9 protein-coding genes and 2 pseudogenes are annotated in these 13535 nt (G+C 71.0%); 8 read left to right on the plus strand and 3 right to left on the minus strand.

The window, feature by feature from the left end; all coding sequences use genetic code 11:
• The first annotated feature begins 39 nt into the window (after positions 1 to 39).
• Positions 40 to 852 (plus strand): SAM-dependent methyltransferase, encoded by an 813-nt coding sequence (locus AC1P0E_RS28955; RefSeq protein WP_482745053.1) that lies wholly within the window; start codon positions 40 to 42, stop codon positions 850 to 852.
• Positions 853 to 925: 73 nt separating this feature from the next.
• Here the strand turns inward: AC1P0E_RS28955 and xylB are convergent, their stop codons facing one another.
• Positions 926 to 2404, minus strand: coding sequence for a xylulokinase (gene xylB, locus AC1P0E_RS28960; RefSeq protein ID WP_482745054.1), 1479 nt, complete (start codon positions 2402 to 2404; stop codon positions 926 to 928).
• 88 nt (positions 2405 to 2492) lie between these two features.
• On the opposite strand from xylB, the gene xylA reads away from it, so the two are divergent.
• The 5 genes and pseudogenes from xylA to helR all read left to right on the plus strand — a co-directional run bounded on the left by xylA (position 2493) and on the right by helR (position 7340).
• Positions 2493 to 3665, plus strand: coding sequence for a xylose isomerase (gene xylA, locus AC1P0E_RS28965; protein WP_482745055.1), 1173 nt, complete (start codon positions 2493 to 2495; stop codon positions 3663 to 3665).
• 164 nt (positions 3666 to 3829) lie between these two features.
• Positions 3830 to 4447 carry a flavodoxin family protein gene (locus AC1P0E_RS28970; protein WP_482745056.1) on the plus strand — a complete coding sequence of 206 codons (618 nt, stop codon included), beginning with the start codon at positions 3830 to 3832 and terminating at the stop codon, positions 4445 to 4447.
• A 201-nt stretch (positions 4448 to 4648) separates the two neighbouring features.
• Positions 4649 to 4780 (plus strand): annotated as a pseudogene (locus tag AC1P0E_RS28975) (glycosyltransferase); the annotation flags it as partial.
• 2 nt (positions 4781 to 4782) lie between these two features.
• Positions 4783 to 4998 (plus strand): annotated as a pseudogene (locus AC1P0E_RS28980) (glycosyltransferase); the annotation flags it as partial.
• Positions 4999 to 5132: 134 nt separating this feature from the next.
• Positions 5133 to 7340, plus strand: coding sequence for an RNA polymerase recycling motor ATPase HelR (gene helR, locus AC1P0E_RS28985; RefSeq protein ID WP_482745057.1), 2208 nt, complete (start codon positions 5133 to 5135; stop codon positions 7338 to 7340).
• Positions 7341 to 7378: 38 nt separating this feature from the next.
• On the opposite strand, the gene AC1P0E_RS28990 is transcribed toward helR, so the two are convergent.
• Positions 7379 to 8602 carry an ROK family transcriptional regulator gene (locus AC1P0E_RS28990; protein WP_482745058.1) on the minus strand — a complete coding sequence of 408 codons (1224 nt, stop codon included), beginning with the start codon at positions 8600 to 8602 and terminating at the stop codon, positions 7379 to 7381.
• 413 nt (positions 8603 to 9015) lie between these two features.
• Between AC1P0E_RS28990 and AC1P0E_RS28995 the strand changes: the two genes are divergently transcribed.
• Complete coding sequence (locus AC1P0E_RS28995) at positions 9016 to 10404, plus strand: nucleobase:cation symporter-2 family protein (RefSeq protein WP_482745059.1); 1389 nt, start codon at positions 9016 to 9018, stop codon at positions 10402 to 10404.
• A 55-nt stretch (positions 10405 to 10459) separates the two neighbouring features.
• Here AC1P0E_RS28995 and AC1P0E_RS29000 read toward each other — a convergent pair whose 3' ends face one another.
• Positions 10460 to 11182 (minus strand): transcriptional regulator, encoded by a 723-nt coding sequence (locus tag AC1P0E_RS29000; RefSeq protein WP_482745060.1) that lies wholly within the window; start codon positions 11180 to 11182, stop codon positions 10460 to 10462.
• A 191-nt stretch (positions 11183 to 11373) separates the two neighbouring features.
• Here AC1P0E_RS29000 and ligA point away from each other — a divergent pair, with 191 nt between their 5' ends.
• Positions 11374 to 13452 (plus strand): NAD-dependent DNA ligase LigA, encoded by a 2079-nt coding sequence (gene ligA / locus AC1P0E_RS29005; RefSeq protein WP_482745061.1) that lies wholly within the window; start codon positions 11374 to 11376, stop codon positions 13450 to 13452.
• Positions 13453 to 13535: the final 83 nt, after the last annotated feature.

The raw sequence follows: 13535 nt of genomic DNA on the forward strand, positions 1-13535 counted from the left end.
TGTCACCGTCACCGTTCACCCGCGACCATGGAGCGCCGTATGACTGGGCAAGAAGACCGCACCCCCGTCGAGATCGACACCAGCAAGCCGCACCCGGCGCGCATGTACGACTGGTTCCTGGGCGGCAAGGACAACTACCCGGTCGACGAGGAGATGGCGCGCCAGCTCCTCACCCTCGACTCGCGGGGGCGCGACATGGCGCGGGTCAACCGGGCGTTCATGCACCGCGCCACGCGCTGGCTCGCCGAGAACGGCGTACGCCAGTTCCTCGACATCGGTACGGGCATACCGACCGAGCCGAACCTTCACCAGATCGCCCAGCAGACCGCCCCCGACGCGCGCATCGTGTACTGCGACAACGACCCGATCGTGCTCGCCCACGCGGAGGCGCTGCTGCGCTCCACTCCGGAAGGCGCCACCGAGTACATCCAGGCGGACGCCCGTGAACCCGACGTCATCCTGGAGCGTGCGGGCAAGACCCTCGACTTCACGAAGCCGGTCGCGCTGTCCCTTGTCGCGCTGTTGCACTTCGTGGGCGACGAGGACGGTGCGCTCGCGCTGGTGAACCGGCTCATGGAGCGGTTGCCGTCCGGCAGCTATCTGGTCCTGTCCCACGTCACCGGGGACTTCGACCCGGAGGGCGCGGCGAAGGCGTCGGCGCTGTACTCCGCCAAGGGCCTCACCCTGCGGCCGCGCTCGCGCGAGGAGTTCGCCGAGTTCTTCACCGGCTTCGAGCTCGTCGACCCCGGGGTCTCGCTGGCCGCGGACTGGCGGCCGGAGCTGGGCGAAGTGGTGTCGGTCGCGGGCGACGACCCGATCCCGGGCTACACGGGCGTGGCCCGCAAGGCCTGAGCCGGGCCGTGCCGGACGAGCTGAGCTTTTCGGCGGTACGGATTGCTGGCAAGCCCCGCAGGGTTCGCCCGCCTCAGCCGGGGGATCTGCCGGCCGTGAGGCCGTCGAGCACCGACGTGACCCGGTTCCACGTCGCCAAGTCACGTTCCACGGACGGCACTTCCGTACCGCCACCCGCACCCCACTCACCCGCGACAGCCACCGCGTCCCGCCCGCGCGCCGCCCCCGCGGCGAGCGCCGCCGCGCCCAGTGCGACCAGTTCCCCCGCGTCGGGGATCAGCAGCGGGCGGCCGGAGAGGCGGCGTACCGTCTCCACCCACGTACGCCCCCGCGCCCCGCCTCCCACCAGACGCAGCGGACGCGACGCGACCCCCGGATCGGCGGGGTCGAGGCCGCACGCGCGCAGTACCTCGTCGAGGGCCCGCAGCACCGTCACCGCCGCGCCCTCGTACGCCGCGCCCAGGAGTTGCCGCGCGGTGGTGTCGTGGCGCAGGCCGGTGAGGAGGCCGGAGGCGGTGGGGAGGTCCGGGGTGCGCTCGCCGTCGAGGTACGGCAGGAGCACCGCCTCGCCGCCCGGCGCCGCGTCGTCGCGGTCCAGGCCGAGGAGGGCGGCGACCTTGTCGACGGCGAGGGTGCAGTTCAAGGTGCAGGCAAGCGGCAGATACGTACCGTCGGCGGCGGCGAAACCGGACAGTGCGGGCGAGCCCGGCCGAGTGCGGGTCGCCGCGAACACCGTGCCGGAGGTGCCAAGGCTGAGCACCGGATGGTCCAGCAGCCCCGCGCCGCCCAGCCCGAGCCCCACCGCCGCCGCCATGTTGTCGCCCGTACCCGCCGCGACGGCGATCCCGGCGGGCAGGCCGAGCCGCGCGGCCGCCGCGTGCGTGAGGGAGCCGATGCGGGTGGCGCCGGTGGGGGCCACGGGTGGCAGCAGTTTCTCGTCCAGGCCGACCAGGCCGAGGAGCTGCGCGTCGTACGCGCCGGTGGCGGTGGAGTACCAGCAAGTGCCCGACGCGTCGCCCGGATCGGTCGCGGCCACCCCGGCCAGCCGCTCGGTGAGGAAGTCGTGGGGGAGGCGTACGGCGGCGGCGGACTCGGCGGCGTACGGCTCGTTCTCGCGCAGCCATTGCCACTTGGCGGCCGTCATGGAAGCGACAGGGACCGATCCCGTACGGGCCGTCCACGCGGCCGGGCCCCCGAGCGCGGCGGTGAGAGCGGCGGCCTGCGGGGCCGAGCGGGTGTCGTTCCAGAGCATCGCGGGCCGCAGCGGCTGCCCCGCGCCGCCCAGGACGACCAAGCCGTGCTGCTGGCCCGCGACAGCGATGCCGGCGACGGCGGAGGCCCGTACCCCTGATTCCCGCAGCCCGGCGGTGACGGCCTCGCACAGCGCCCGCCACCACCCCTCCGGGTCGCTCTCGCGCGCACCCGCCTCGCCGGTGACCCGGTGCGGCGCGCGCCCCACCGCCAGCAGTTGGCCGGTGGTGGCATCGGCGAACACCGCCTTCGTGGACTGCGTGGAACTGTCCACCCCGATGACGACCGTGCTCGGCGGCATGGGATCCCTCGTTTCGTCGCTGCGCTGTTGTGGAACAGGTTGGTCGTGGAGTATTAGTCATGTCAACAAACAAATGGAGGTCGGTCACATGCCGGAGCGCTTCACCCCCACCCCCGACGACAAGTTCACCTTCGGCCTGTGGACTGTCGGCTGGCAGGGCGTCGACCCCTTCGGTACGGCGACCCGCCCGGCCCTCGACCCGGTCGAGTCCGTCCAGCGCCTGGCCGAGCTGGGCGCGCACGGCGTCACCTTCCACGACGACGACCTCATCCCCTTCGGCTCCTCGGACACCGAGCGGGAGGCGCACGTCAAGCGGTTCCGCCAGGCACTGGACGCCACCGGCATGAAGGTGCCGATGGCCACCACCAACCTTTTCACCCACCCCGTCTTCAAGGACGGCGCGTTCACCGCGAACGACCGGGACGTACGCCGCTACGCCCTGCGCAAGACGATCCGCAACATCGATCTCGCCGTCGAACTGGGAGCCACCACCTACGTCGCCTGGGGCGGCCGCGAGGGCGCGGAGTCCGGGGCCGCGAAGGACGTGCGCGTCGCCCTCGACCGTATGAAGGAAGCCTTCGACCTGCTCGGTGAGTACGTCACCGAACAGGGTTACGACCTGCGCTTCGCCATCGAACCCAAGCCCAACGAGCCGCGCGGCGACATCCTCCTCCCCACCATCGGCCACGCCCTCGCCTTCATCGAGCGCCTGGAACGCCCCGAACTGGTCGGCGTGAACCCCGAGACCGGCCACGAGCAGATGGCCGGGCTCAACTTCCCGCACGGCATCGCCCAGGCCCTGTGGGCGGGCAAGCTCTTCCACATCGACCTCAACGGCCAGACCGGCATCAAGTACGACCAGGACTTCCGCTTCGGCGCCGGCGATCTGCGCCAGGCCTTCTGGCTCGTCGACCTGCTGGAGACGGCCGGTTACGAGGGCCCCCGCCACTTCGACTTCAAACCGGTGCGCACAGACGGCATCGACGGGGTGTGGGCCTCGGCCGCCGCCTGCATGCGCAATTACCTGATCCTGAAGGAGCGGGCCGCGGCTTTCCGCGCCGACCCGGCGGTCCAGGACGCCCTGCGCGCCTCCCGGCTCGACGACCTCGCCCGCCCGACCGCCGAGGACGGTCTGGCGGCGCTGCTCGCCGACCGTGGCGCGTACGAGGAGTTCGACGTTACGACGGCCGCCGGGCGGAGCATGTCCTTCGAGGTACTGGACCAGCTGGCCCTGGACCACCTCCTGGGCGTACGCCAGTAAAAATGGGGCTTGCCCGAAACTGACCAGCGCCCCCGGTGGGCCGCGTCGGAATATCACCTGGGGGCGAGGGAGTTGGAAGCGAGGAACTCACCGATTCCCCCCGGGCGACGGTCGGCGTCATGACGCTCGGCGCCCGCGCCCGGGGGGCCGAGACCGGAGCAGACATGACCACCGACACGCCCCGTGGCGCGGACCGCTCGTTCCTCTTCGTCCTTGGCAGCTCCCGGCCCGACGGCAACACCGAGATTCTCGCTCGGGCCGCCGCCGAGCAGTTGCCCGTCGGCACCCCGCAGCGGTGGGTGGACCTGGCCCGGCTGCCGTTGCCCGATTTCCAGGACGGCAGGCACGAGACCGATGGCTGGCCCGTGGGGGAGAACGAGGAGGCGCTGCGGCAGGCCACTCTGGAGGCCACCGACATAGTCATCGCCTCACCCCTGTACTGGTACACCCTCTCCGCGCACGCCAAGCGCTACCTCGACTACTGGTCGGGCTGGCTGACGGTGCCCGGCTCGGACTTCAAGGAGCGGATGGCGGGCAGGACCCTGTGGGGGGTGACGGTGATGTCGGACCACGACGAGGTCGTCGGCGACGGACTGGTGACCACCCTCAACCACACGGCGGCGTACCTGCGGATGGGATTCGGCGGCGTGCTGTTCGGCAACGGTTCCCGGCCCGGCCAGGTGCGGAACGACGAGCGGGCGGCGATCCGCGCCAAGACGTTCTTCCAGGGTGAGGCCCCGCCGGCCCGCTTCCCCTACGAGGAGGGGGCGGGGGAGCGATAGCGGGCGATTCCCGCCGGGCCCGGCTTCTCGTTCCGCGGCTGCATCCGCGCGCCTGGCGGCGGGCGATAAAGGGAGACAAGAAGGCGTACACACTCCTTGCCACTCTCAACTTATAGCGCACCAGGGGGCTTGCGGCAAGGCCCCGGTCGTACCGCAGAATCATCGGCCGAAGCCAGAATCTGCGGAAAAGAGAGCCACGGAATGCGTGTGTTGTTGTCGACGTACGGTTCGCGCGGGGACGTCGAACCGTTGGTGGGACTCGCGGTGCGGTTGCGGGCACTCGGCGCCGGCGTGCGGGTGTGCGCGCCGCCGGACAAGGAGTTCGCGGAGCGACGGCCGCCCGGGTGGCCGGCCTGGGCATCGGCGCGGCACACGACGGTCCGACTCCGACCTTCGACTCCCTGTCGGCCGCGCTCAGGACGGCCCTGACCTCCGAGACCCGCGTACGAGCGGCCGCCGTGGCCGGGGCGGTCGGCACCGACGGGGCGACGGTGGCTGCGGAGCTGCTGCTCGACACGGTCAGCCGGGAAAGGCCGCCCCTGTCCGCGTGAACCACGCGGAATCGTCGAGCCAGGACCCCAGTACACGAGAACCGGCGAACCCTGGCGCACCAGGTGCGTCACGCCGGTCCGGACGCCTTGTCGCGCGCAATGGTCGCAAGCGACACCACGTAGGAGCTGATGCCTTGAACCCCCTGACCACCAGCGCGTTCGACCTTCCCGACCGACTCTCCTCCAAGGCCGACCCCACGCTGGTCGCCGGCGACGAGCAGCACTTCACGGCCATCGCGGAGTGCCTCGAGCAGACGATCGCCGACCTGTCCGAGCGCCTTGCCGCCGAGCGCAAGGCGCCCGGCGGCATCGGCCAGCAGGCGATGGAGCGGGACATGGAGATCCACCGGCTGACCGGTCGTCTGCGCGCCTTGCGTCGCTTCGGCCTGGATCTGTGCCTCGGACACATGGTCGACGCAGACGCAGACGCAGACGCAGACGCAGACAGCCCGGAGCCCGTGTACGTCGGAAGACTTGGCCTCACCGACAGCGCGGGCCGTCGGCTGCTGCTCGACTGGCGTTCTCCAGCGGCTGAGCCGTTCTTCGGAGCCACCCACGCCAACCCGATGGGCCTGGCAAGCCGCCGCAGGTACCGCTGGACCCGCGGCCGGATCAGCGACTACTGGGACGAGGTGTTCACCTCGGACGGGTTCGCCGGGCACGCCGCGCTCGACGACCAGTCCGCCTTCATCGCCAGCCTGGGCAGCGACCGGTCGCCCCGGATGCGAGACGTGCTCGGCACCATCCAGGCGGACCAGGACGCCGTCATCCGCGCGGGATCCCGCGGCGCTCTCGTCGTCGACGGCGGTCCGGGTACGGGCAAGACCGTCGTCGCTCTGCACCGCTCCGCCTACCTCCTCTACTCCGACCCCCGCCTCGGCCACCGTCGGGGCGGCGTACTGTTCGTCGGTCCGCACCGGCCCTACCTGGACTACGTCGCCGACGTTCTGCCCAGCCTCGGAGAAGAGGGCGTGCAGACCTGCACCCTGCGGGACCTCGTCGCCGAGGGAGCCACAGCAGCGATCGAGGCCGACCCGGACGTGGCCCTCCTGAAGCAGTCCGCGGACATGGTGAAGGCGATCGAGACGGCCGTCAGGTTCTACGAAAGCCCGCCTGCCGAGGGGATGACGGTCACGACCGACTGGGCCGACGTCCGGCTGAGCGCCGGCGACTGGGCCGAGGCGTTCAGAGCACCGGCATCCGGTACTCCGCACAACGAAGCGCGCGACCAGATCTGGGAGGAGCTGGTCACGATCCTGCTGGACAAGCACGACGGCGACATCCCGCCCGACCTGTTCCGGCGGTCGCTGCTGCACGACGAAGAGCTGACCGGGACCCTCGACCGCGCGTGGCCGCTGCTGGAAGCGGCCGACCTCGTAGGTGACCTGTGGTCGGTACCCGCCTACCTGCGGCTGTGCGCTCCCTGGCTCAACCCCGATGAGGTCCGGAAGCTGCAACGCGCGGACGCCCAGGCCTGGACGGTGTCCGACCTGCCGCTCCTGGACGCCGCCCGCCAGCGGCTCGGCGACCCGGAGGCGGCCAGGCGAAAGCGCCGGCACGCGGCTGTCCTCGCTGCCCAGCGCGAGCGCATGGCGCAGGTTGTCGACAACCTGATCGAGGCCGCGTTGGACTTCGGCGCCGACGGTGACGACGGCGAAGGCCTGGTGACGATGCTGCGCGGCCAGGACGCCCAGGTCAGCCTGGTCGACGAGTCCGAACTGCCCACCACCGACCCGGACGTGCTCGCCGGCCCGTTCGCGCACATCGTCGTGGACGAGGCTCAGGAACTGACCGACGCGCAGTGGCAGATGTTGCTGCTCCGGTGCCCGTCCCGGAGCTTCACCATTGTGGGGGATCGTGCCCAGGCCAGGCACGGGTTCACGGAGTCGTGGCAGGAACGGCTCGAGCGGATCGGTCTCGACCGGATCAGCCTGGCCTCCCTGAGCATCAACTACCGCACGCCGGAAGAGATCATGGCGGAAGCCGAGCCGGTCATCCGGGCCGCGCTCCCGGACGCCAACGTGCCGACCTCCGTCCGCAGCAGCGACGTCCCTGTCGTACACGGATCTGCTGCGGATCTGAACTCGATCCTCGACACCTGGCTCACCGCACATGCCGACGGGATCGCCTGCGTCATCGGCGCCGGCGACACCGAAGAGGGCACATTCCGGACGACGTCCCGTGTCCGCTCGCTGACCCCGGAGCTGTCGAAGGGGCTCGAGTTCGACCTGGTCGTCCTTGTCGACCCGGAGGCGTTCGGCACGGGCGTCGAAGGAGCGGTCGACCGCTATGTCGCGATGACCCGGGCGACCCGGCAACTCGTCATCCTCACGAGCTCCTGACGTCGGCCGGACGAACGCCCGCTCCCGGCCGGCTCGGCCTACGCGTACGCCGCCGGGTCCGCCAGTACGTCCCGTACCACCAGCGCCGCCGCGCCGCGCGCCGCGTCGCCCTTCAGCGACGAGGCGCGCAGCCGGCCGCTGTCGCCCGACCACAGGCCCGAGACCACCCGGCGGCTCATCTCCCGGTCGGCGGGCGGCGACAGCCATGGCATCAGCGTCCGGTAGATCCCGCCGAGCACCACCGCGTCGGGGTCGAAGAGATTCACCGCGCCCGACAGTACGAGCCCCAGCATCGCCCCGGCCTGCCGGATCGCCGCGACGGCCCGCGCGTCGTCCGCGCGCGCCCGGGATTCGAGCTCCGCCACGCCCGGCAGCCCGGCGTTCTCGTCGATGCCCGCCGCTCGCAGCACCGCCCGCTGGCCGGCGTACTGCTCCAGACAGCCACGCGACCCGCAGCGGCACTCGGGCCCGTCCGCGTCCACCACCACATGCCCGATCTCACCGGCGAAACCGTGCGCGCCGCGCAGCAGTTCACCGCCCAGCACGAGCGCGCCGCCGACGCCGATCTCCCCGCTCAGGTAGAGGAACGTACGCTCCCGTCCGAGGTCGCCGAACCACATCTCGGCCAGCGCCGCCAGGTTCGCCTCGTTGTCCGAACCGACCGGCAGCGTCCGCCGGCCCGGCAGCAGTTCCGCCAGTGCCTTCGCGAAGAGCTCCTCGGCCGCGACTTTGTTCCAGCCCAGGTTGGGTGCCTGGCGGACCGTGCCGCCGGACACCAGACCGGGCAGCGCCAGCTGTACGCCGACGGGCCGCAGGTCGAGCTCGGCCGCCGACTCCAGCGCCCGTGACGCGATCGCGGCGGCGCCGGCCAGGACTTCGGCGGGCCGGGCCCCGCGATGGTCGGTGTGCTCAGTGAGCCGTACCCGGTCGTCGCCCGACAGGTCGGTCACGCACACCGACACATAGTCGATGTTGACCTCGACACCCAGGCCGGCCACGCCCGTACGCGCCACCTTCAAGGCGGTGCCGGGGCGCCCCGCCTGCCCGCTGAACGTCTTCCCCGACTCGGTGACGAACCCGCTGTCCAGCAGCTGTTCCACCAGGGACGAAACGGCGGCCCGCGTCAGGCCCACCCGGGCCGCCACCCCGGCTCGCGTCGCCTCGCCGCCGTCGTGGACAGCGCGCAGCACCAGGCTCAGGTTGTGCCTGCGTACGGTGTCCTTGTCGGCCTTGGGTTCCAGGCGCGGCGGGTTGCTCCTCATGGCACCGAGAGCCTAAGCGACGCCGTTCGGCGGCCGGTCGTCCGGCTGGAGCGCCGGTTACTCGCGAGGAACGACGAGGTTGCTCTAAGGTGAGCGCTCCGATCGACACCACCTGCGGATCCCATGGGTGAACCGGGCTTTGCTGTGTCAATCGAAGGAAGTCCTGTCAATCCAGGACGCAATGTGTAGTGCAGGCGACGTGGTGTCGGCAACTCCGCCAGACGTCGGCTTCCGTACGAGCCGATCCGCCCTCCCTCCCGCCATCCGGGACTCGACGGCGGCGGTCCTCTCTCATTCACCTACCTCGCGAAGGCAAGGCAGAGATGGCACGAGTCTCCCGACAGTCCACCCGGCAGGAGTCCCGGCAGTCCGCCCGGAACCTCACCCGGCAGCAGACGCATCCCGTCGACCATATGCTCCCGCTACCCAAGCTCACCCTCTACGGCTTCCAGCACGTCCTCGCGTTCTACGCGGCAGCCGTGATCGTCCCGATCCTCCTCGGAAACGCCATGGGCCTGAGCGAGGAGGAGCTGGTCTACCTGATCAACGCGGACCTGCTGACCTGCGGTGTCGCCTCGATCATCCAGGCCCTCGGCGTCTGGAAGATCGGAGCCAGACTGCCCCTGGTCCAGGGCGTTACCTTCACCGCCGTCTCACCCATGATCGCCATCGGTCTGGGAGCGGGCGGCGGAACCGCCGGGCTGCTCGTCGTCTACGGCGCGGTGATCACGGCGGGCATAGCGACGTTCCTCTTCGCGCCGTTCTTCAGCAAGCTGGTGAAGTACTTCCCGCCGGTCGTCATCGGCACGATCCTCACCATCATCGGCCTCACGCTCATCCCGGTGGGCCTGCAGGACGCGGCCGGAGGTGCGCACCTGATCGGCGAGTCCACGTACGGCGATCCGAAGAACCTCGCGTACGCCCTCGGCACGCTCCTGTTCATCCTCGCTCTGGTCCGGGTCGGCAAGCCGTTCCTGAGCAGCCTCGCCGTACTGCTCGGACTGGTCGCCGGTACGGCCGTCGCCTGGCTCCTCGGCGACGCGCACTTCGGCGCGGTCACGCAGGCCGACTGGTTCGGGGTCAGCACACCGTTCCACTACGGCATGCCGAAGTTCGAGCTGCTTCCGATCATCGCCATGACCGTCGTCATGCTGATCACGATGGTGGAGACCACCGGCGACGTCTACGCCATCGGGGAGATCACCCGTAAGAACGTCGACGGCGACACCGTTGCCAGGGCCCTGCGGGCCGATGGCGTCGCGACCGTTCTCGGGGGCGTTCTCAACTCGTTCCCGTACGTGGCCTTCGCGGAGAACATCGGCCTGGTGCGGATGTCCAAAGTCATGAGCCGGTACGTCGTGGTCGCGGCCGGCGTCTTCATGATTGTCCTGGGGCTGCTGCCGAAGGCCGGCAGTCTGGTCGCCGCGATTCCGCACCCGGTGCTCGGTGGCGCGGCGATCTCGATGTTCGGCATGGTGGCCGCCGTCGGCATCCAGATTCTGGGGAAGGTCGACCTGCGGGAGGAGCGCAACGCGCTGATCCTGGCCGTCAGCCTCGGTGCCGCCCTGCTGCCCACCACGGTCCCGACGTTCTTCGACCGGTTGCCGGAAGACGTACAGGCGGTCCTCGACAGCGGGATCACGCTGGGCGGCCTCACCGCCATCACGCTGAACCTGTTCTTCAACGTCTTCACGCGCCGCAAGGCCATGGAGATCGACTGGGACGACATGGAAGAGACGCACGGGACCGACGGGAACGACGGCTCGGCGGGCCGGCCCTACCTCGGCGCCACCACCCGCTGAGGTGGCGCGCTGAGGTGGCGCGCTGAGCCGTGCGCCGCCGCTGTGCGGCGCCGGCTCAGCGGCCCACCGCGTTGAACGGCGGCACGTCGCCCGCCTCGCCGATCAGCTCCCAGAAATGGTCGACCAGCCGGCGCAGATACGCGGCACGCTCGGCCGCTATCTCCTTGAGCCGGGCGTCGTCGTTGCGTGCCACCAGGTGCCCCATGTAGCGCTCCGAGAACGCGGCGAACTCCGCGTGCATCGCGCGCAGCGCGTCGCCCACCAGAGTCTCGTCGACGCAGACGATCTCCGCCACGGGCGCCACATGCGCCTTCCACCGCCCGTCGATGGCCGACCGCAGATGCTCGGCCAGCTCGTCGACCCGTCCCATGATCCCGATCAGCTTCCGCAGGGAGAGCCCCAGTGCGTCCACCAGAGCCCTGGTCTGGCGCGGGTCCCCGTCCCAGCGCTGCGCCGCTTCGGCGGCCCGGTAGTCGGCCGCGTCCATGCCGATTCTGTACGCGAGCCGCTCCACGCTCAGCAACCGGGCCAGCCGGTGCTCGGCCAGCGTCCGGGGCTCGATGCCCATCAGCGCGGTCGAGGTGCACCACAGGACGTCGGCCAGCGCGAAGAGCTGCGGCTCGGACGGCACATGAGTGCCCTGTTCCCAGCCGGCGATCAGATCGGGGTGGGCCGGGGCGCCGCATGCCGCCATGGAATGGGCGACCTGAGTCGTGGTCAGTCCCATCCGGGCACGCGCGGCTCTGGCCTCGGCGGGGGAAAACGGAGTGCTGTACACGGGCGAGACACCTCGCTGCACCCGGCGGGCGTTGGGCGCTTGGTGAGACGGACGGGTGGACGAACATCCAGGAGCGGGCAGATTAACAGAACATCCAGTGGTACGAACCGCCGACTGCCCTTCGATACGAAGGCTCGGTCGCTCGGCCGTCACTGCGGCGATCAGGGGCGTTGTCAGTGGTGGGAGGCAGGATGAACGGCATGACGAACACATCTGCCGTTCTCGCAAATGCCGCCGCATACGCCGAGGCGGTCGAGACCGCGACCCGTGCGGCCGCCGCCTATTACGCCCAGGGCGACAGCGCTCTGGACGACGACGCGTACGACCGGCTGGTGCGGGCGATCGAGGCGTACGAGCAGGCGCACCCGGACGAAGTGCTGCCGGACTCCCCGACCGGGAAGGTGGCCGGCGGCGCCGCGATCGGGGACGTGCCGCACACCGTGGCGATGCTGTCGCTGGACAATGTGTTCTCCGCCGAGCAGTTCGCCACCTGGACGGCCTCCCTGGAGCGCAGACTCGGCCGGCCGGTGGAGCAGTGGAGCGTCGAGCCCAAACTCGACGGCCTCGCCATCGCCGCCCGCTACCGGCACGGCAAGCTCGTCCAGCTCATCACGCGCGGGGACGGCACGGCGGGCGAGGACGTGTCGCACGCGATGGGCACCGTCGTGGGCCTGCCCGGCGAGCTCACCGAGCCGGTCACCTTCGAGGTGCGCGGCGAAGTCCTCATGACGACCGAGCAGTTCGAGAAGGCGAACGCGGTGCGCACGGAACACGGCGGCGAGCCGTTCGCCAACCCGCGCAACGGCGCGGCCGGCACGCTGCGGGCCAAGGACCGCCCGTACACCGTGGAGATGACGTTCTTCGCGTACGGCGCGCTGCCGCTGCCCGGGTCCGGCGAACTCGGCGAAGGGCTGGGTCAGTGGCCGCACAGCGAGATCCTGCGGCGCGTCACCGCGCTCGGTGTGCACAGCGCGGCGGACACCGCCGTTCCGCCGCGCACGGCGGCGACGGCCGAGGAGGCGCAGGCCCGGGTCGAGGAGATCGCCGCCCTGCGGGCGGAGCTGCCGTTCGGGATCGACGGAATCGTCATCAAGGCCGACTTCGCCGCGGACCAGCGGGAGGCGGGGGCCGGTTCGCGGGCGCCGCGTTGGGCCATCGCGTACAAGCTGCCCGCCGTGGAGAAGGTCACCCGGCTCGTCGCCGTGGAGTGGAACGTCGGGCGTACGGGGGTCATCGCGCCGCGCGCCGTGCTCGAACCGGTGGAGATCGACGGGACCACAGTCACGTACGCCACGCTGCACAACCCGGCCGACATCACCCGGCGCGATCTGCGCCTCGGCGACCAGGTGATGGTCTACAAAGCCGGCGACATCATTCCGCGCATCGAGGCGCCGGTGGCACATCTGCGCACCGGCGAGGAACAGCCGATCGTCTTCCCCGAGACGTGCCCGCAATGCGGCTCGGAGATCGACGCGAGCGAGCAGCGCTGGCGCTGTGTGCGTGGCCGGAACTGCCGCGTGGTGGCGAGCATCGCGTACGCCGTCGGGCGCGACCAGCTCGACATCGAGGGCCTCGGTACGACGCGCGTCGTCCAGCTCGTCGACGCGGGCCTGGTGACGGACTTCGCCGACTTGTTCGTCCTCACCCGCGAGCAGCTTCTGACGCTGGAGCGGATGGGGGAGACCAGCGCGGACAATCTGCTGGCCGGCATCGAGCAGGCCAGGACCCGGCCGCTGTCGCGCGTCTTGGCGGCGCTCGGTGTCCGGGGCACGGGCCGCTCCATGTCCCGCCGCATCGCCAGGCACTTCGCGACGATGGACCACCTGCGGGCCGCGGACGCGGAAGCGGTGCAGCGAGTGGAGGGCATCGGGGTGGAGAAGGCGCCGGTGATCGTGGCGGAGCTGGCTGAACTCGGCCCGCTGATCGGCAAGCTGATGGCCGCGGGCGTGAACATGACGGAGCCGGGGGCGACGCCGCCGGTGGAGGAGGACGCGGGGGAGGCCCTGCCCTCGGGGCCGCTCGACGGCATGACCGTAGTCGTCACCGGTGCGATGACCGGGCCACTGGAGAAGCTGAGCCGCAACCAGATGAACGAGGTCATCGAGCGCGCGGGCGGCAAGGCGTCGTCGAGCGTCTCGAAGCGCACGGCGCTGGTGGTGGCGGGCGAGAACGCGGGCTCGAAGCGCGCTAAGGCGGAGGATCTGGGCGTACGTATCGCCACGCCCGACGAGTTCGCGACGATGCTGGCGGATGTGCTGCCGGCGGACTAGGGCGGGCGCGGCGGGGTGGCGCGGGTGGCGCCTGCGGCGGGCTTCCCCGACCCGCCCCTTCCGGAACTGGGGCTCCGCCCCAG

Source organism: Streptomyces sp. TRD_SC_5 (genome assembly GCF_056836825.1).